Origin of the sequence: Devosia yakushimensis, from assembly GCF_030159855.1 — a bacterium.
Taxonomy (GTDB): Bacteria; Pseudomonadota; Alphaproteobacteria; order Rhizobiales; family Devosiaceae; genus Devosia; species Devosia yakushimensis.
Window position 1 is genome coordinate 1,065,369 of the sequence record NZ_BSNG01000001.1, and the last position, 16,472, is coordinate 1,081,840.

Here is a 16,472-nt window from a genome sequence, read left to right on the forward strand (position 1 = left end):
CGTGGCGCAGGAAATCGAGCGCAAGTTCCTGGTGACGGGGGAGGGCTGGAAGGCCCTGGCGACCAGTAGCGCGCTGTTGCGGCAGGGGTACTTGTCGTCGAATTCCAAGGCCACGGTGCGGGTGCGCAGCAAGGACGACCAAAAGGCGGCGCTGACGCTCAAGGGGGCGGCGAGGGGCATTTCCCGGGCCGAATTCGAATATGACATTCCGATCGAGGATGCGCGGGAGCTGCTGGCCATGGCGGCGCCGCACGTGCTCGAAAAGCGGCGGCATATCGTGCCGTTTGGCGGCTTGATCTGGGAGGTCGACATATTTGAGGGGCGCCATTTGGGGCTGATGATCGCGGAAGTGGAGCTGGAACGCGAGGACCAGCCTGTCGCGCTGCCCGATTGGGTGGGCGCGGAAGTCAGCTTGGACGAGCGCTATTTCAATGCCAGCCTGGCGCGGAGCGAGACAGTTCCGGGCGTAAAATAGAGCCTGCCTTACTGCCGCTGCATCAAAGCGAGGTGACAGGTGGGCGTGGATGGGGATAGGTCAGAGCGTTCGTTTCACGCCACGGGTCTGCCCTTTGGTCATCACAAAATCCAATCCCGTAGCGGCCCTGTGGCTTGCCACCTTCGGTCTCGTGACCATGGCGGCGATGTCGGCCGCTATCCACGACGCGGCCAAGGTCGCGCCGGTGGGGCAATTGGTGTTCTGGCGCAGTTTCGTGGCGCTGGTGCCCATTCTCATCTACATGGCGCTTCGCGGGCAGATCGGCCCGTCGCTGCGCACGAAATATCCCTATAAGCATCTGATCCGGGGCTTGTTGGGGTGCCTGGTGATGGCGCTGTCGTTTATTTCGCTGGCCTATCTTTCGGTTGGGGTGTCCACGGCACTGACCTATCTCTCACCGATCTTTGCGATTTTCGCGGCCATGGTGTTTCTGCGCGAGCGGCCGGCGGCAACGGTATTTGCCGGTGTGGCGCTGGGCTTTGCGGGCATTGTGCTGATGCTGTTTCCGGCACTGGTGGGCGCGGAGCTGCGCGATGGCACGCTGATCGGAATTGCCGCGGCGATCGGCATGGCGGCGGCCAATGCGCTGGCGCGGGTGCAGGTGAAGGACCTGACGCGCACCGATCCGCCGGCCAGCATTGCCTTGTCATTCGCGGTCGTATGCGGCCTGGCGGGGCTGGCTTCAAGCCTCTGGGGCTGGGCGGCGCTCGACGCGCAGGCATTTGCGCTGCTGATCGGGGCGGGGGTACTGGGCGGCATGGGACATGTGCTGATGATGGAGGCAACAGCGCGGGCGCCAGTGTCGCTGTTGGCAGCCTATGAATATACCGGCATCATCTGGGCCTTTCTGTTCGATATCGTGCTGCTCGGCGTGGGGTTGGATGGCTGGACCGTAGCCGGCGCGGTCGTGGTGGTTGGCGCGGCCGCGCTGGTGACCTATGGGCAGGGGCGGTTCGCGGCCAAGCCCGTGGCGGCGGAATAGCGCCATGCTGCTCAAGGCCGCCGATCTCGAGAATATCAAGGCCGGACGGATCGATACGGCGTTCCGGCGCTGGTCGCGGCCGACAGTGAAGGCCGGAGGCACGCTGATGACCGCCATTGGCGTGCTGGCGATCGAGGCGGTCGATATTGTCGACGGCGAGGTTGCGCCGGAAGATGCGCGGCGGGCCGGGTTCGACAGCGTCGCGGCGTTGCGGCGGTGGTTGGAGGGTGGCAGGCCAGGTCAGCTTTACCGCATCCGCATGCGATATGCGGGGGCCGATCCACGCATTGCGCTCAGGGCCTCGGCCGGTGATGCCGAAGAAATCGACAAGGCATTGGCGCGGCTCGATGCGCGGGGCGCCTGGACTGGAGAGGTCTTGGCGCTGATCGAGGCGCATCCCGGGCGCGTGGCGCAGGCGCTGGCCGACGAAATGGGTCTCGACAAGCTCAAGTTCAAAGCCAGGGTGCGGCAGCTTAAGGCACTCGGGCTGACGGAAAGCCTCGAAATCGGCTACCGGCTGTCGCCGCGGGGCGCAGCCGTGCTGGCCCGGCGGCGCGGGCCTATTGCCAGCGCTTGAAGCTTTTGAGGTGGTCGAGCGATTTGACCACGGTCATGGTGATCTTCTCGACACTATCGGTGACCGGAACGGGCAATACGTTTTCGCTTGCCGGATCGGGGATTTCGAGGGTGGCGAACTGGCTGTCGAGCAGGCTCTGGGGCATGTATTCGTGCTTGCGGCGGGCCATGCGCTCGGCGATGACCTCCTTGGTGCCGTCGAGATAGACGAAGAGGATCGGTTCGCCCGCCTGTTCGACAAGAAAGTCGCGATAGCTGCGCTTGAGGGCGGAGCAGGCGCCCGCCGCAGCGCCTTTCAGATTTGCCGCTTCGTGCAGGGCCTTTGCGAGCTTTTCGAGCCAGGGCCAGCGGTCTGCGTCGGTCAGGGGAATGCCGGCCCGCATTTTCTCGACATTGGCTTCGGGGTGGTAGCCGTCGCCATCGAGGAAGGGCACATGCAGGCGCCGGGCGATGGACTGGCCGATGGTGGATTTTCCGGATGAGCTGACACCCATGGCGATAATGATACGGGCAGGGGTGGACATGGCCGCTCCTGGTCAGACGGTGGCGGTAAAGGCGCCATCGACATAAAGGATATGTCCATTGACGAAGCGCGCGGCGTCGGAGGCGAGGAACACGGCGGCGCCGCCGAGCTCTTCGGGTTGGCCCCAGCGGCCCATGGGCGTGCGGGTTTCGATCCAGGCATTGAACTTGGCATCCTTGAGCAGCGCCTCGTTCATCTCGGTGGAGAAGTAGCCCGGCGCGATGCCGTTGACGTTGAGGCCGTGGCGGGCCCAATCCACAGCCATACCCCGTGTCAGGTTGGCCACGGCAGCCTTGGTCGCTGCATAGGGGGCGATGGAGGGGCGGGATAGTTCGGCAAGAAGCGAGCAGATATTGATGATCTTGCCGGCGCCGCGGGCGATCATGTGCCTGGCGACGGGCTGGCTGACATTGAATACCGAGGTCAGGTTGGTGGCGATGACCTGGTCGAATTTTTCCGGCGGGAAGGCTTCGAGGCTAGAGCGAAATTGCATGCCGGCATTGTTAATTAGAATGTCGATGGGGCCGATTTCGTCTTCGATATAGGCAATGGCCTCACCCACGCTGTCACGGTTGGTGACGTCGAAGGCGACCGCGTTGACGCTGGCGCCGGTGGCCGCAAGATCCTGTGCGGCAGCGCCCAGAGCGACATTGTCGCGAGCGTTGAGGACAATGGAAGCCCCTGCTTGCGCCAGGGCCGTGGCCATCGCGAGGCCCAATCCGCGGCTCGAGCCGGTGACAAGAGCGCGTTTGCCGGTGAGGTCGAAAGGCGATGGGTTTTGCAAGGCGGCCTCCATAAGTGCCCGGAACCTAGGGTGGGCGACCGATGCAAGCAATAGCATCTTCCATACAAGCGTGTTGAATAGCCGTTTTTTGCGCAAATACAGCTTCCGTATCGGCCTGGTTTGTGGTCAGTTCCCGGCCGCGTGGCATGCGCTGCGTGCATGGATTGCACAAGACGATCTCGGAAGGACTGACATATGTCGACAGCGGATATCGGCCTGATCGGGCTGGCGGTTATGGGCTCCAATCTGGCGCTGAACATCGCCGAAAAAGGCTACACTATCGCTGTCCACAATAGGTCGCCCGGGCGCATTGACGAATTCGTCGCGGAAGCCAAGGCCGAGGGCCTGGATGGCAAGACCATTCCCAAATACGACTTGGCCGAATTCGTGCAGACCGTGAAGGCGCCGCGCTCCATCATCATCATGGTCAAGGCCGGCAAGCCGGTGGACGAGATGATCGAGCAGCTGCTGCCGCATCTGGAAAAGGGCGACGCGATCATCGAGTGCGGCAATTCGCTGTTCACCGATACGCAGCGCCGGTTTGATTACCTTACTCCCAAGGGCATCGGTTATCTCGGCGTCGGCGTTTCGGGCGGCGAAGAAGGCGCGCGCCACGGCCCCTCCATCATGGTGGGCGGCTCCAAGGAGCAGTGGCACAATGCCGAAGGCGTGCTGACCGCCATCGCCGCCAAGTTCAATGGCGAAAGCTGCTGCGCGTATCTGGGCGAAGGCGGCGCGGGCCATTTCGTCAAGACCATCCACAATGGCATCGAATATGGCGACATGCAGATGATCGCCGAAGTCTATGGCGTGATGCGCGACGGGCTGGGCATGAGCCCCAACGAATGCGCCGACGTGTTCAAGGAATGGAACAAGGGTCCGCTCAATTCGTATCTGATCGAAATCACCGGCCACGTGCTGGCCGCTGTTGATGGCGAAACCGGCAAGCCGCTGGTTGAACTGATCCTCGACAAGGCGGGCCAGAAGGGCACCGGCGTGTGGTCGGCAATCGCCGCTCAGCAGATGGGCGTGCCGGCAACGGCTATCGAGGGCGCTGTGGCGGCCCGTTCGATCTCCTCGCGCAAGGAAGAGCGCGTGGCGGCCGAGGCCATTTACGGCAAGCGTTCGGCCGGCAAGGCTGACGTGACGCTGGCCGACCTGGAAAAAGCGCTGCTGGCGGGCAAGATCGTGTCCTATGCGCAGGGCTTTGCGGTGATCGCCAAGGCGAGCGAAGAGAATGGCTGGAACCTGCCGCTGGCGACCATCGCCAAGATCTGGCGCGCTGGCTGCATCATCCGTTCGCGGTTCCTCGATCAGATGTCGGCGGCCTATGAAAAGGGCGGCAATGTGAACCTGCTGGTGGTGCCGGACTTCGTGACGCTGATGAAGGACGCGCATCCGAGCCTGCGCAAGGTCGTGGCGGCAGCGGCGGTCGGTGAATTCCCGATGATCTGCCTGTCGGCGGCGCTGAGCTATTTCGACAGCTACCGCCAGGCCCAGGGCACGGCCAACCTGATCCAGGGCCAGCGCGATTTCTTTGGCGCCCATGGTTTCGAGATTGTGGGCCGCGGGACCGATTTGCACGGCACTTGGCCGAGCACGCTGGGGAAGTAAGGGCTTAGGCCAGCGGCACCCAGCCGGTTTCGGTCTTTTACAGCAGCGGTGAATTGAGTGGCGCGACAATTCTGTCGCGCCACTTTTGCATTGGGGTGTGCCATTTATTGCCCTGCAGCATGGCGGCGCCGATGGCGACGGGCTCGATACCGGCCTTGGCGAGCAGGCGCATGACGGCGGCCATTGAGGTGCCCGAGCTGATGACGTCGTCGATCACGGCGACCCGTTTGCCCTGAACTAGGGGCAGCATGCGCGGGTCGATGAACAGGGTTTTGGCGTGATTGGGGCTGGTGATCGAGCTCATCGGCTCGGAGAGAGCGTCGTCGTACCAGAATTTGCGGGAGGTGCCGAGCGGCACGATGCGGGTGTGGCCGAGGCGGCGGGCGACATTGGGGGCCAGGTGCAGGCCCAAAGTGGGGACGCCGATGATGATGTCTGGTGCGAAGGGGCGCAGCAGAGTGGCGAGGCCATCTGCCAGCGCGTCGGCGACGGTGAAGCTGGCCTGGTTGATGATCAGCGAGGCGACTGCCTTGGTGCCGTCGCCGGGCAGGATGCGGATGGGCAGCAGGAGTTGGCGTCCGTCCGGCAGGGTCGCGGGATAGGCGTCGGTGAAGCTGCCGGCGGGGGCGGCTGGCGGGGGCAGGATATCCTGCCAGAATTGGTGCGGCAGCAGTGACAAAAGCGAGGTTTTCCTTGCTGGCGGGAGGGGATTGGCCGAAAAGTCACCTATCCCAATTTGACGAGCTTGTCCCGTGACTCTTCCTGACGGCAATGACCCTTTCGACCTCGACGCCATGATTGCGCTGCGGCGCGATCTGCATGCCCATCCCGAACTCGGCTTTGAGGAAGTGCGCACCAGCGCCATTGTGGCCGAGCAGTTGGAGCAGGCGGGGATTGCGGTGCATCGTGGGCTGGGCAAGACAGGCGTGGTGGGCACGCTCAAGGTGGGGAATGGGACGCGGCGGATTGCGCTGCGGGCGGATATGGACGCGCTAGCCATGCCCGAACTTGCGGAGCGGGAGTATGGCTCGACAGTGCCCAATACGATGCATGCCTGTGGGCATGACGGGCATACGGTGATGCTGTTGGCGGCGGCCAGGCATCTGGCGCGGACGCGGAATTTTTCGGGGACTGTGCATTTCGTGTTCCAGCCGGCCGAGGAAGGGCGCGGCGGGGCCAAGGCTATGATCGATGAGGGATTTTTCGAGCTGTTCCCGGTGGATGCGGCCTATGGGCTGCACAATATGCCGGGGCTGGCGACGGACGAAATGGCGGTGGTGGCGGGGCCGCAACTGGCCTCGTCGGATAGCTGGGAAGTGGTGTTTCGCGGCATCGGTACGCATGGCGCCAAGCCGCATCTGGGGCGCGATGCGGTGACGGCGGCGGGGCAGTTTCTGCTGGCGCTGCATACGATTGTGGCGCGGCGGGTCGATCCATTGCAGCCGGCGGTGGTGAGTGCCTGCGCGGTCAGCGCTGGGGATTTCAAGGCGCTCAATGTCATTCCTGATGAGGTGCGGATCGGGGGCACGGCGCGGGCCTATTCGGCGGATGTGCGGGACCAGTTGGAAGACGAAATTGGCAGGCTGGCGCGTGGCGTGGCCGCGACGTTCGGGATCGAGGTGGAATATGAGTTTTTGCGCCGGATACCGCCAGTGGTGAATGATGTCGATGCGACGCGGCGGGCGCTGGCGGCGGCGCGGGCTGCGTCCGGTAAGGCGGTGGTTACCGATTTTCCGCCGTCGACTGCGGGCGATGACTTCGCGTTTTTCGGATCGGTTGTGCCGGGGGCCTATGTCTGGCTGGGCAATGGGCCGGCGGTGGACGGAGCGCTGCACCACAATTCGCGGTATGATTTCAATGACGACGCGATTGTGACGGGCGCGCGGTATTGGACGGCGCTGGTGGAGCAGGAGTTGCGCTAAGTGCGCGTCAGGCCCTCTGCCAGCAGGTCCAGCACGCCCTTGGCATTGACGCGCAGGGCGACCTTTGTGGCGGGTTGATCTTGGGCGGGGCTGAGGGCGCCGGGGTCGTCCGTGAGATCGACGGACAGGTGGCGGGGCTCGATATCGAACAGGCTCGGTTCGAGCGCCAACAGCATGACGCAGGGGTCGTGCAGGGGGCGGCTTTCGCGGCCGGTGCCGAAATAGAGGGCGATGATATCAGCGGCGATGTCGCCGGGCTTGGTGCCGCGCAGGGCCGTCATATAGGCGGTGTCGGCGCGGACTTTGCGGGTAACGTCGAGGGGGACCAGCGTCAGGTCGAGGCTCGCGCGGAGGACGATATCAGCGGCTTCGGGATCGGTAGCGAAGTTGAATTCGGAGCGGGGGCCGATATTGCCCGGCTCGTCCACCGCGCCACCCATGGCGATGATCTGGCCGATGCGGGCGGCGGCTTCGGGATGCTGGGTGATCAAACCGGCGATGTTGGTCAGGGGGCCGAGGGCGAAGATATCGACGCTGCTAGCGGGTTCGGCCAGAAGCAGGTCGGCCATCCAGACGACGGCGTCGGACGGCGGCGTGGCTTGGGGCTCTGGCAAAGCGAGGCCGTGCAGGCCGTCGCTACCGTGGATGTCGGAAATGTCGATCATCCCGCGCGCAAGTGGTTTTGCAGCGCCGGTGATGACCGGGATGTCGCTGCGGCCCATGGCGGCCAGCAGGCGCCCGGCATTGCGCGTGGTGTTGTCGATGCCGATATTTCCGGCCATGGTGGTGAGCCCCAGCACCTCGAAACGCCCGCAATTGAGGGCGTGGAGGATGGCCAGGGCGTCGTCGAGGCCGGGATCGGTGTCGATGATGATGCGGCGATTAGTCATAAAGCGGCTGCAAGGTCATTTCGGGAACTTTGACCAGGCCTTTGTCGGTGATGCGGATTTCCGGGATCACCGAGAGGGGGATGAGGTTGAAGCCCATATAGGGGATGGTGCAGCCGGCGGCTTCCCAGGCGGTTTTGAGGGCGCGATTTTCGGCGGCGACCTCGTGGACGCGCTTGTCGGAGATCAGGCCCGCGACAGGCAGGCCGACAAAGGCGGTGACCTTGCCATCCTGCACCACGACGATGCCGCCCTTGGCCGCTTCGATGGTGTCGAGGGCCAGTTGCATATCGGCTTCGTTGGTGCCGGCGAGCAGGATATTGTGGCTGTCGTGGCCGACGCTGGAGCCGACGGCGCCGTTTTTGAGGCCGAAATCCTGCAGCAGGCCATGGGCGATGCCGCCCTTGGATTTGCCGTGGCGCTCGACGACGGTGACGAAGCTCAGATTGTGCTTGTCGAGAATACTGGCCCAATCATTGGCCGGCTCGATGGCCACCTTGCGGTGGGGCAGGACGATGCCGGGCAGCTCGATGCCGATGGCATTGGCGGTGACCGGGGCGGTCGGCAGCTCGGGGGTGAGCTTGAGGCCCTTGGGCAGATGGACGGTATTGTAGGCCGCCTCGGGGTAGCGGTAGCGCTGGTTGAGGGTTTGCTCCAGCACGGGCATGACCTTGCGCTGGTCGACGACCAATTCGCCGCCATACCAGGTGCTGACCGGCTTCATGTCGTCGCCCAGCAGGACCAGATCGGCGCGGCGGCCGCCGCCGAGGCCACCGATGTCGTCGCCCAGGCCAAAGCGGGTGGCGCCATGCAGCGAGCCCATGGCCCAGGCCTGTTCGGGCTTCATGCCGAGGCGAATGGCTTCGCGGACGACCCAATCGAGGCCGAAGGTGAGCAGGTCATCAGCGTCGCGATCATCGGTGCAGACAGCGAAGCGCTTGTGGCTGGCGCCCTGCTCGGTGATGGGCTTGATGGCTTCGACGATGGAATTCCAGGGGGTGGCCGGATTGCCGCCGCGCAGAAAGACCCAGATGCCGGCGTCGATGAAATCATTGGAGATATCGCGGTCGATGGCTTCATGCGTGTCGGTGACGCCAGAGGCGGCATAGGGGGCGACGAAATCGCGGCCATAGATGTGACCGGAAACCGGGCGGTTTCGCTTGAGGGATTCCGCGATGATGGCGTGGCTGCGCGGATCGCCCATGGCGACGGGGACGAAATCCATTTTTTCGCCCAGCGCCATAGCCTCGGGCCATTTGTCGAACAGTGCGCCAATTTTCTCGGGGGTGAGGTCGCCGCCGGCGGTTTCCAGCTCCGGGGAAGTGGCGGGCACGGTGGAGGGAACGGTCAGGAAGATCGAGAGCGGGGCAAGGCGCGCGTCTTCGAGCATGGCTTCAACGCCCGCCACGTCCATGACATTGCCGATCTCGTGGCTGTCGCAGAAAATGGTCGTGGTGCCATTGAGGAGGGCGGCTTCGGCATAGGCGCAGGCGGTGACCATCGAGCTTTCGATGTGGATGTGTGGATCGACCAGGCCCGGTGCGATAATACCGCCCCTGGCGTCGTAGACGGCTTTGGGCGCGGGGGCCTTTTTATAGGTGCCGGCGGGGTGGATGGCGGCGATGCGGCCGCCGACCAGCCAGATTTCCTTATCATTGGCGATGCGCTCGGAATAGGTCGAGAGCATGCGGGCGCCGGTGATGACCACATCGGGGGGGGCGCGGCCCGCGGCGACGGCGGCGAGGGCTTGGGTCTGCTGCCAGAGCGGGGCGACGGAAAAGCGGGTGAGGGCCATATGGTCTACTCCTTGAAGGCGTGGAGGATGCGCACCCAGGAGCGGATGCCTTTGTGGAAGCTGGAGAGGTCGTATTTTTCGTTGGGCGAGTGGATGCGGTTGTCGAAGCGGGCGAAGCCGATCAGCATGGAATCCATGCCGAGGCGTTTCTTGAACTCGCCCAGAATGGGGATGGAGCCGCCCGTGCCGGCGAGGGCCGTTTCGCGGTTCCATTCGGCGGTAAGGGCGGCGCGGGCCTTGGTGAGCAGGGGACCATCGAGGTCCATGATCTGGGCGGGCGCGGCGGCATAGGCCTTGAAGGTGACGCTGCAATCGGCCGGTAGCAGATCGGTTACGAATTGGCGGAACAGGGCGCGGATGCGGTCGGGGTCCTGGCCCGCGACGAGGCGGAAGCTGAGCTTGGCGCTGGCCTGGGCGGGGATGACGGTTTTGAAGCCATCGCCGGTATAGCCGCTCCACACGCCATTGATTTCGCAGGTGGGGCGGGCCCAGACCTGTTCGAGCACTGAGCGGCCGGTTTCGCCGGCGGGGACGGACAGGCCGACATCGGCGAGGAATTTTTCGGCGTCGAAGGGGAGGCGGTTCCACTGGTCAAGAATGGCCGCGGGAACATCCTCTACGCCATCGTAGAAGCCGGGGATGGCGACGGCGCCGTCGTCGCTGCGCAGCTTGCCGATAATGGTGCCGATCAGCTGGGCTGCATTGCGGGCGGCGCTGCCGAACATGCCGGAATGCAGGTCCCGATCGCCGGCAGTGATGGTGAATTGCTCGCTGACAAAGCCGCGCCACATGGTGGTGATGGCGGGGGTGTCGTGGTCCCACATGTCAGTGTCGCAGACCAGGATCGTGTCGGCCTTGAGGTCTTCGGCATTGGCTTCGAGGAATGGCCCGAGCGAGGGACTGCCGGCTTCTTCCTCGCCTTCGAACAGCATGGAAATACGGATCGGTAGCGTGCCGGTTACTTCTTTGTAGGCGCGGCAGGCCTCGATGAAGGTCAGCAATTGGCCTTTATCGTCGGAGGCGCCGCGGCCCAGGATGAAGGTTTCGCCATCCGGCTGCGGGGCCAGGGAGGGCTCGAAGGGGGGCGTGGTCCAGAGGGCGAGAGGATCGACGGGCTGGACGTCGTAATGGCCGTAGAACAGCACATGGGGGCCGGCGATTTTGGGGCCGTGGCCGACGACCATGGGATGGCCCGCCGTGTCGCGGACGGAGGCGTCAAAGCCGATATCGGCCAGTTCGCTCGCGAGCCATTCGGCCGCGCGGCGGCAATCGTCCTTGTAATGCGGTTCGGTCGAGACCGAGGGGATACGGATCAGCTCGAAGAGGCGGGCGAGGCTGTCGTCGAGATTGGCATCGACGGCGTCGAGAATGGCGGTGAGTTCGGTCATCGGGCAGCCTCGTCGATGCGGGTCATTTCGGCCTTGAATTCGGTGGCGATCTGCATGGCGTCGCGCAGGGTCTTGTGGGGATCGAGCGTCTGCACCTGCCGGTCGCGCATCAGCCAGCGGCCGGCGACCAAAGTGTCGGTGACGTCACTTGGCATGGCGGCGAAAACCAGCATGGAATAGGCGTCGTAAATCGGATGCAAGCGCGGGGCGGCGAGGCTGATGCGGATCAGGTCGGCCTGTTTGCCGGTTTCGAGCGAGCCGGTTTTGAGATTGAGGCTCAGCGCGCGGGCGCCTTCGATGGTGGCCATGCGGACCACGTCGAGGGCGGGCAAGGGTTTGCGGGAACCGCCGAGCAGTTTGGCGAACATCGAAACGGGGGCGAACTGGCTGAACAGGTCCAGCGTATTGCCGCTCATGGCGCCGTCGCTGCCGATTCCGGTGGGAATGCCGGCATTGCGCAGCTTTTCGACCGGGGCGATGCCGCGGCCGGCCTTGCCATTGGAGCGCGGATTGGTGACGGCGCAGACCTGGGCTTCGGACATCATGGTGATATCGGCGTCGTCCAGTTGCAGGCAATGGGCGCAGATGAGGTTGGGCTTGAGTAGGCCCGCGTCGCGGGTGACGGCGACGGTGGACTGGTTGTGGTTATCGCGGGCCCAGGCGACTTCCAGCGTGCTTTCGGCCAGATGCATCTGGACGGGCACGCCGGGGTGGTCGGCGGACCAGCGGGCGACGCGCTCCATGACCTTCAGGCCCGTGGAATAGGGGGCGTGGGGGGCGATGGAGGGGGTGACCAGAGCGTGGCCGGCAAATTCATCGACCAGTTCCTCGACGCGGGCGAAGCCTTGGTCGAAGTCCTTATGGTCGGGCGGGTCGAAATCCGCCAGCGTCTGGCCGACAATGGCGCGCAGGCCCGATTGGGCGGCGACGCGGCCGACTTCGGTTTCGAAATAATACATGTCGGCGATGGTGGTGACGCCGCCCTGGATCATTTCGAGCGCCGAGAGGGCCGAGCCGGCGCGGACCATTTCGGGGGTGACGAATTTGCGCTCGAGCGGGAGGATGTAGCGATAGAGACGGTCATCAACGTCTTCGCCCAGGCCCCGGAAGACGGACATGCCCATGTGGCAATGGGCGTTGACCATGCCGGGCATGACGATATCGCCGTTGCAGTCGATGATTTCGGCGTTTTCCACTGTGGGCGGGGTGCCGGAGCCGAGGGCGGTGATGGTGTCGCCGTCGATCTGCAGCCAGCCGGGGCGGTGCTCGGTAAGGGCGTCGTCAAGGGTGAGGAGCCAGGCGTTGGTTAGGATTGTGGTCATGGGGTTGGCCGTAATGCGTGCGTAAAGCGAAGCGACCCCCACCCTAGCCCTCCCCTCAAGGGGGAGGGGACGATAGAGCCGCAAATGCTGTGAGCTTTAGATCGCGATGATTGAGAGGCCTCCCTCCCCCTTGAGGGGAGGGTTGGGGTGGGGGTGGTCGTTGTGTGGCAGGATAGCGCCACGACCTTGCAGTTTGCCCTTCGACTAAAGCTCGGGGGGCTCACTATGAGGTCTATTTGCATCACGCCGGTTCCGGGGCCAGGATCGTGCATTGCTCCGCGACCGGCACCAGCTTCGCTGTGGCGCCGGTTTCGAGCGGGCGGGTCAGGGGGCCGTTGGCGACCAAATGGCCGGCCGGGGTGTCGCATTGATATTGGTAGGCGCGGCCGAGATACGTGCGCAGGCCCAGCGTCGTGGGGATGCCTTCGGTGCCGGTGGTGACCGAGAGGCCATCGGCGCGGCAGGCCAGGATGAAGCTGTCGGGGATGGGGCCGAAATCGTCCTGGCTCAGGGTGAGCTGAGCGCCGCCGGCCATTTGGGCGTTGATCTTGGCGCCGTCGCGGGCAACCACACTCATTGGCAGCAGGTTTTCGAAGCCGACAAAGCGGGCGACGAAGGCGTTGGCGGGGCGCTGGTAGAGCACTTCGGGCGTGTCGAGCTGCATGACGCGGCCGGCATGCATGATGGCGACGCGGTCCGAGATCGAGAAGGCTTCTTCCTGATCGTGGGTGACATAGACCGAGGTGGTGCCATTGGCCTGCTGCAGCTTGCGGATTTCCACCCGCATATCGACCCGCAGCTTGGCGTCGAGATTGGAGAGGGGCTCATCGAACATGAGGAGAGGCGGCTCGATGACAAGCGCACGGGCGAGGGCAACGCGCTGCTTCTGGCCGCCAGATAGCGCGCCGGGCAGGCGTTCAGCCAGGTGAGCGAGCCCAACGCGTTCGAGCATGGCAGTGACGCGCTTGGTCTTGGCGTCGCCGGAAACGCCGCGCTGCTTGAGGCCGAAGGCGACGTTTTCGGCCACCGACAGGTGCGGGAACAGCGCGTAGTTCTGGAAGACCAGACCAATATTGCGCTGGTGGGCAGGCAGGCGGGTCAGATCCTTGCCGCCCAGCTCGATCTTGCCGGATGTGGGTTCGAGGAAGCCGGCGACAAGGCGCAGGGTCGTGGTCTTGCCGCAGCCGGAGGCGCCGAGCAGGGAGACGAGTTCGCCTTCGGCAATTTCCAGCGACAGGTCTTCGAGGACTTTGGTGGAGCCGTAATGCGCCGTGATGTTCTGGATGGAGAGGTTTTGGGTCACGGTTGGCTCACTTGGCAAGGAAGGTCAGGCCCAGGGTGCGCTCGACAATGGCCATGACGGCCACGGTAAGCGCCATGAGCAGCACCGAGACCGACGCGACGGTCGGATCGAAGAACTGCTCCATATGGGCGAGAATCTGGATGGGGAGGGTGGAGATGCCGGGGCCCGTCAGGAAGATCGAGATCGACACGTCGTTGATCGAGGTGATGAACGACAGGATGAAGGCCGCGATGACGCCGGAGCGCACATTGGGCAAAAGGATGGTGAAGAAGGTTTTGAGCGGGGGCGAACCCAGGCTGATCGCGGCTTCCTCGATGGAGAAATCGAAGCTGGCGAGCGAAGCGCTGATGACGCGGACAACATAGGGCAGCACGAGCAGGGAATGGCCGACGACCAGGGAGAGGTAGATGGGCGCGTTGAACTGCACGGCGACGTTTTTGAGCAGGGAGAAGCCCAGCACCAGTTCGGGCACCAGAATGGGCAGCACGAACAGCGTCGAGAGCCAGCCGGGGAGCTGGATGCGGTAGCGGTTGAGGGCGTAGGCGGCCGGGATGCCGATCAAGAGGGCAATGAAGGTCGAGAGGAACGCGATCTGCAGGCTGGTGATGATCGTGCGGCGGAAGGCCGAGATTTCAAAGATATTCTCGAACCAGCGCAGGGAGAGGCCCTGCGGCGGGAAGGTGAGATAGGTCGTGTCGCTAAGGGCGGCGCCGACCACGATGATCAGCGGGCCGATCAGGAACACGAAGACCAAGGCGGTGAAGGCGATCAGGGCCGGGTGGAGTTTTGTGGTCATCAGATGGCCATGGGGTTGAGGCGCTTGGCCATACGGGTCATCAGCAGCACGATGGCTATGGTGATGACGACCATGATGGCGGCGATGGTGGAGGCCGAAACCCAATCGAAGGTGACCATGGCCTGCTGATACATCAGCGTGCCCATGACCATCTGGCTTTCTCCGCCCAGCAGTTGGGGCGTGGCATAAGCGGTGAAGCTGCCGGTAAAGACCAGCACGGCACCGACGATGAGGCCGGGAACGGCGAGCGGCAGGATGACCTGGGTGAAGGTGGCCATGGGCTTGGCGCCCAGCGAGGCGGAGGCCTGGATCAGATCATCGGGGATGGATTCGAGCACGCCGACCAGGGTGAGCACCATGAGCGGCACAAAGAGATAGACCATGGCGACGATGACGGCACCCTGCGTGTAGAGCATGGTCATGGGCTCGGCGATGATGCCGGAGCCGACAAGTGCGCCGTTGAGAATGCCGTTTTTGCCCAGAATGATCATCCAGGCGAAGGAGCGGACGACAACGCCGGTCAGCAGGGGGAAGACCGCGGCGATGATCAGGATGGACTTGAGCCAGCCGGGCGAGCGCGACACGACATAGGCGGTGATGAAGCCGACAAAGAGCGCGATCACAGTGGTGATCAGCGAAATCTGGATGGTGCGCCAGAGGACGGTGCGCCGGAAGCCGCTGCCGAAAAAGCCGAGATAGGGCGCGAGCGGGCCCGCCGGGGTGAGGAAGGTGGTGATGATGGTCGCAAGGACCGGCAGCACCAGGAAGATGACGACGGCAAGCGTCGCGGGGGAGGCAAGGCTCCATCCGGCGAAGCGTTTCATGGGCATTCAGCTTTCAGCTCAAGCACGGGGCTTAGAAATACCACGATGTGTTCCTGCGCGGACCTGTACTCTTGTACAAGAAACAGAGGTTCCCGCCTGCGCGGGAATGACATTGTGGTTTTGGATCGTGTTTTGGTGGTCAATAGCGTTGGCGCGGGACCAAGGAAAGGCCCCGCGCCTTCACATTACATGCCGAACAATTCGTTCCAGCGGTCGATCCAGCCGCTCTTGGCGGCATTCAGCTTGGTGTAGTCGACGCGCTGCAGGCCGGCGATGACGTCGGCGCCATAGGTCCACAGGGCTGCCTGCTCGGGCTCGAGCTTGACGGCGGTGTTGACCGGAGCATCGACGCCCTGTTCGGCCAGCTGCTGCTGGATTTCGGGGCTGAGGATGAAGTTGATGAACTGGTAGGCCAGTTCGGGCTCGGCGGCACCGGTCGGGATATTGACGGTGTTGAGGGTGGCGATCGAGCCTTCCGACAGGTCAGCCCAAACGGTGGTTGGGACGGCGGCCTGGATCTGGGCCAGGGTGAAATCCTGCGCGATGGCGGCGGAGATTTCGCAAGTCGAGAACAGGTTGATCATTTCCGAGCCGGTATTGTAGTTCTTGACCACGTTGGGCTTGAGCTCTTCGAGGGCCTTGAAGGCGCCATCGGCATCCGCATAGGCATCGACACCGGCATGATCGCCGGCCTTGAGCACGACCATCGGGCCGGCCGTGGTGGTGATGCCGGGCAGCGAGAGCGAGGACGCCAGATCAGCGCGCCACAGGTCGTTCCACGAGGTGATCGGGGTGGTGACCTTGGCAGAGTCATAGACCACGCCGACGCGGCCGATGGAATAGGCCGGGCCGTAGCCGCCCTGCGGGTCCTTGGCGAGGTCATAAAGACCGGCCAGGTTCGGCAGCTTGGCGGGATCGATCTTCTGGAACAGGCCGGCTTCGATGCCCTGCTGGCTATAGCTGTCGGAGAAATAGGCAACGTCGACGCCGGCGCCATTGCGGATCTGAATCTTGTTCAGGCGCTCGCCATTATTGCCGGTCTCGAACACGATCTCGCAGTCGCACTGCTCGCGGAACGGCGCCAGGATGATGGATTCGAGCTTGTCGCCGTTAAAACCCCACCAGGAAATGGTCAGGGTCTTGGACTGGGCCATGGCCGGAGCGGCCGAAAGCAGGGCCGTCGCGGAGATCGCCAGCGCCAGGGCTTTGACGAGGGTGTTTTGCATTCTTGAATGTTCCTTTGCATCGCAGGCTGTCGCC

16 protein-coding genes are annotated in these 16,472 nt (G+C 63.9%); 5 read left to right on the forward strand and 11 right to left on the reverse strand.

What is annotated here, in order from left to right:
* Position 1: 1 nt before the first annotated feature.
* The 3 genes from QQL79_RS05175 (at position 2) to QQL79_RS05185 (ending at position 2,055) form a co-directional block, all read left to right on the forward strand.
* On the forward strand, positions 2–475 hold the full coding sequence (locus QQL79_RS05175) for a CYTH domain-containing protein (RefSeq protein ID WP_284388581.1): 474 nt from the start codon (positions 2–4) through the stop codon (positions 473–475).
* A gap of 94 nt (positions 476–569) precedes the next feature.
* Positions 570–1,478 carry a DMT family transporter gene (locus QQL79_RS05180; RefSeq protein WP_284388583.1) on the forward strand — a complete coding sequence of 303 codons (909 nt, stop codon included), beginning with the start codon at positions 570–572 and terminating at the stop codon, positions 1,476–1,478.
* 4 nt (positions 1,479–1,482) lie between these two features.
* Complete coding sequence (locus QQL79_RS05185; protein WP_284388585.1) at positions 1,483–2,055, forward strand: ASCH domain-containing protein; 573 nt, start codon at positions 1,483–1,485, stop codon at positions 2,053–2,055.
* On the opposite strand, the gene QQL79_RS05190 is transcribed toward QQL79_RS05185, so the two are convergent.
* Positions 2,039–2,578 carry a gluconokinase gene (locus QQL79_RS05190; RefSeq protein ID WP_284388587.1) on the reverse strand — a complete coding sequence of 180 codons (540 nt, stop codon included), beginning with the start codon at positions 2,576–2,578 and terminating at the stop codon, positions 2,039–2,041. The two genes, QQL79_RS05185 and QQL79_RS05190, sit on opposite strands and share 17 nt — an antisense overlap.
* Before the next feature lie 12 nt (positions 2,579–2,590).
* Positions 2,591–3,373, reverse strand: coding sequence for an SDR family oxidoreductase (locus QQL79_RS05195; RefSeq protein WP_284388590.1), 783 nt, complete (start codon positions 3,371–3,373; stop codon positions 2,591–2,593).
* A 183-nt stretch (positions 3,374–3,556) separates the two neighbouring features.
* Here QQL79_RS05195 and gnd point away from each other — a divergent pair, with 183 nt between their 5' ends.
* Positions 3,557–4,975 (forward strand): NADP-dependent phosphogluconate dehydrogenase, encoded by a 1,419-nt coding sequence (gene gnd, locus QQL79_RS05200; protein ID WP_284388594.1) that lies wholly within the window; start codon positions 3,557–3,559, stop codon positions 4,973–4,975.
* A gap of 37 nt (positions 4,976–5,012) precedes the next feature.
* Here gnd and QQL79_RS05205 read toward each other — a convergent pair whose 3' ends face one another.
* A complete protein-coding gene (locus QQL79_RS05205; RefSeq protein WP_284392819.1) occupies positions 5,013–5,648 on the reverse strand; it encodes a phosphoribosyltransferase in 636 nt (211 codons plus the stop codon).
* A 121-nt stretch (positions 5,649–5,769) separates the two neighbouring features.
* Here QQL79_RS05205 and QQL79_RS05210 point away from each other — a divergent pair, with 121 nt between their 5' ends.
* Complete coding sequence (locus QQL79_RS05210; RefSeq protein ID WP_284392820.1) at positions 5,770–6,897, forward strand: M20 aminoacylase family protein; 1,128 nt, start codon at positions 5,770–5,772, stop codon at positions 6,895–6,897.
* Here the strand turns inward: QQL79_RS05210 and QQL79_RS05215 are convergent.
* The 8 genes from QQL79_RS05215 to QQL79_RS05250 all read right to left on the reverse strand — a co-directional run bounded on the left by QQL79_RS05215 (position 6,894) and on the right by QQL79_RS05250 (position 16,438).
* A complete protein-coding gene (locus QQL79_RS05215) occupies positions 6,894–7,787 on the reverse strand; it encodes a nucleoside hydrolase (RefSeq protein ID WP_284388596.1) in 894 nt (297 codons plus the stop codon). The two genes, QQL79_RS05210 and QQL79_RS05215, sit on opposite strands and share 4 nt — an antisense overlap.
* Positions 7,780–9,579 (reverse strand): adenine deaminase C-terminal domain-containing protein, encoded by a 1,800-nt coding sequence (locus QQL79_RS05220; protein WP_284388598.1) that lies wholly within the window; start codon positions 9,577–9,579, stop codon positions 7,780–7,782. Before QQL79_RS05220 ends, QQL79_RS05215 begins: the two co-directional genes overlap by 8 nt.
* Before the next feature lie 5 nt (positions 9,580–9,584).
* Positions 9,585–10,967 carry a M20/M25/M40 family metallo-hydrolase gene (locus tag QQL79_RS05225; RefSeq protein ID WP_284388600.1) on the reverse strand — a complete coding sequence of 461 codons (1,383 nt, stop codon included), beginning with the start codon at positions 10,965–10,967 and terminating at the stop codon, positions 9,585–9,587.
* Positions 10,964–12,289 carry an amidohydrolase family protein gene (locus QQL79_RS05230; RefSeq protein WP_284388602.1) on the reverse strand — a complete coding sequence of 442 codons (1,326 nt, stop codon included), beginning with the start codon at positions 12,287–12,289 and terminating at the stop codon, positions 10,964–10,966. Before QQL79_RS05230 ends, QQL79_RS05225 begins: the two co-directional genes overlap by 4 nt.
* Before the next feature lie 241 nt (positions 12,290–12,530).
* Positions 12,531–13,592: an ABC transporter ATP-binding protein gene (locus QQL79_RS05235; RefSeq protein ID WP_284388603.1), complete on the reverse strand. Its 1,062-nt coding sequence runs from the start codon at positions 13,590–13,592 to the stop codon at positions 12,531–12,533.
* A 7-nt stretch (positions 13,593–13,599) separates the two neighbouring features.
* Positions 13,600–14,388, reverse strand: coding sequence for an ABC transporter permease (locus tag QQL79_RS05240; protein WP_370461179.1), 789 nt, complete (start codon positions 14,386–14,388; stop codon positions 13,600–13,602).
* The gene (locus tag QQL79_RS05245) at positions 14,388–15,212 is read right to left on the reverse strand and encodes an ABC transporter permease (protein ID WP_284392822.1); all 825 of its coding nucleotides are present in this window, start codon (positions 15,210–15,212) and stop codon (positions 14,388–14,390) included. The genes QQL79_RS05240 and QQL79_RS05245 overlap by 1 nt, the downstream gene beginning before the upstream one ends.
* 185 nt (positions 15,213–15,397) lie before the next feature.
* Entirely contained in the window at positions 15,398–16,438 is a 1,041-nt protein-coding gene (locus tag QQL79_RS05250) for an ABC transporter substrate-binding protein (RefSeq protein WP_284388605.1), read from the reverse strand.
* Between the last annotated feature and the right edge of the window lie 34 nt (positions 16,439–16,472).

What these genes read in the sequence shown, in the direction of transcription:
- QQL79_RS05185 (WP_284388585.1), top strand. Translation starts at nt 1,483, where the DNA reads ATGCTGCTCAAGGCCGCCGATCTCGAGAATATCAAGGCCGGACGGATC.
- QQL79_RS05190 (WP_284388587.1), bottom strand. Translation starts at nt 2,578, where the DNA reads ATGTCCACCCCTGCCCGTATCATTATCGCCATGGGTGTCAGCTCATCC.
- QQL79_RS05195 (WP_284388590.1), bottom strand. Translation starts at nt 3,373, where the DNA reads ATGGAGGCCGCCTTGCAAAACCCATCGCCTTTCGACCTCACCGGCAAA.
- gnd (WP_284388594.1), top strand. Translation starts at nt 3,557, where the DNA reads ATGTCGACAGCGGATATCGGCCTGATCGGGCTGGCGGTTATGGGCTCC.
- QQL79_RS05210 (WP_284392820.1), top strand. Translation starts at nt 5,770, where the DNA reads ATGATTGCGCTGCGGCGCGATCTGCATGCCCATCCCGAACTCGGCTTT.
- QQL79_RS05215 (WP_284388596.1), bottom strand. Translation starts at nt 7,787, where the DNA reads ATGACTAATCGCCGCATCATCATCGACACCGATCCCGGCCTCGACGAC.
- QQL79_RS05220 (WP_284388598.1), bottom strand. Translation starts at nt 9,579, where the DNA reads ATGGCCCTCACCCGCTTTTCCGTCGCCCCGCTCTGGCAGCAGACCCAA.
- QQL79_RS05225 (WP_284388600.1), bottom strand. Translation starts at nt 10,967, where the DNA reads ATGACCGAACTCACCGCCATTCTCGACGCCGTCGATGCCAATCTCGAC.
- QQL79_RS05230 (WP_284388602.1), bottom strand. Translation starts at nt 12,289, where the DNA reads ATGACCACAATCCTAACCAACGCCTGGCTCCTCACCCTTGACGACGCC.
- QQL79_RS05240 (WP_370461179.1), bottom strand. Translation starts at nt 14,388, where the DNA reads ATGACCACAAAACTCCACCCGGCCCTGATCGCCTTCACCGCCTTGGTC.
- QQL79_RS05245 (WP_284392822.1), bottom strand. Translation starts at nt 15,212, where the DNA reads ATGAAACGCTTCGCCGGATGGAGCCTTGCCTCCCCCGCGACGCTTGCC.
- QQL79_RS05250 (WP_284388605.1), bottom strand. Translation starts at nt 16,438, where the DNA reads ATGCAAAACACCCTCGTCAAAGCCCTGGCGCTGGCGATCTCCGCGACG.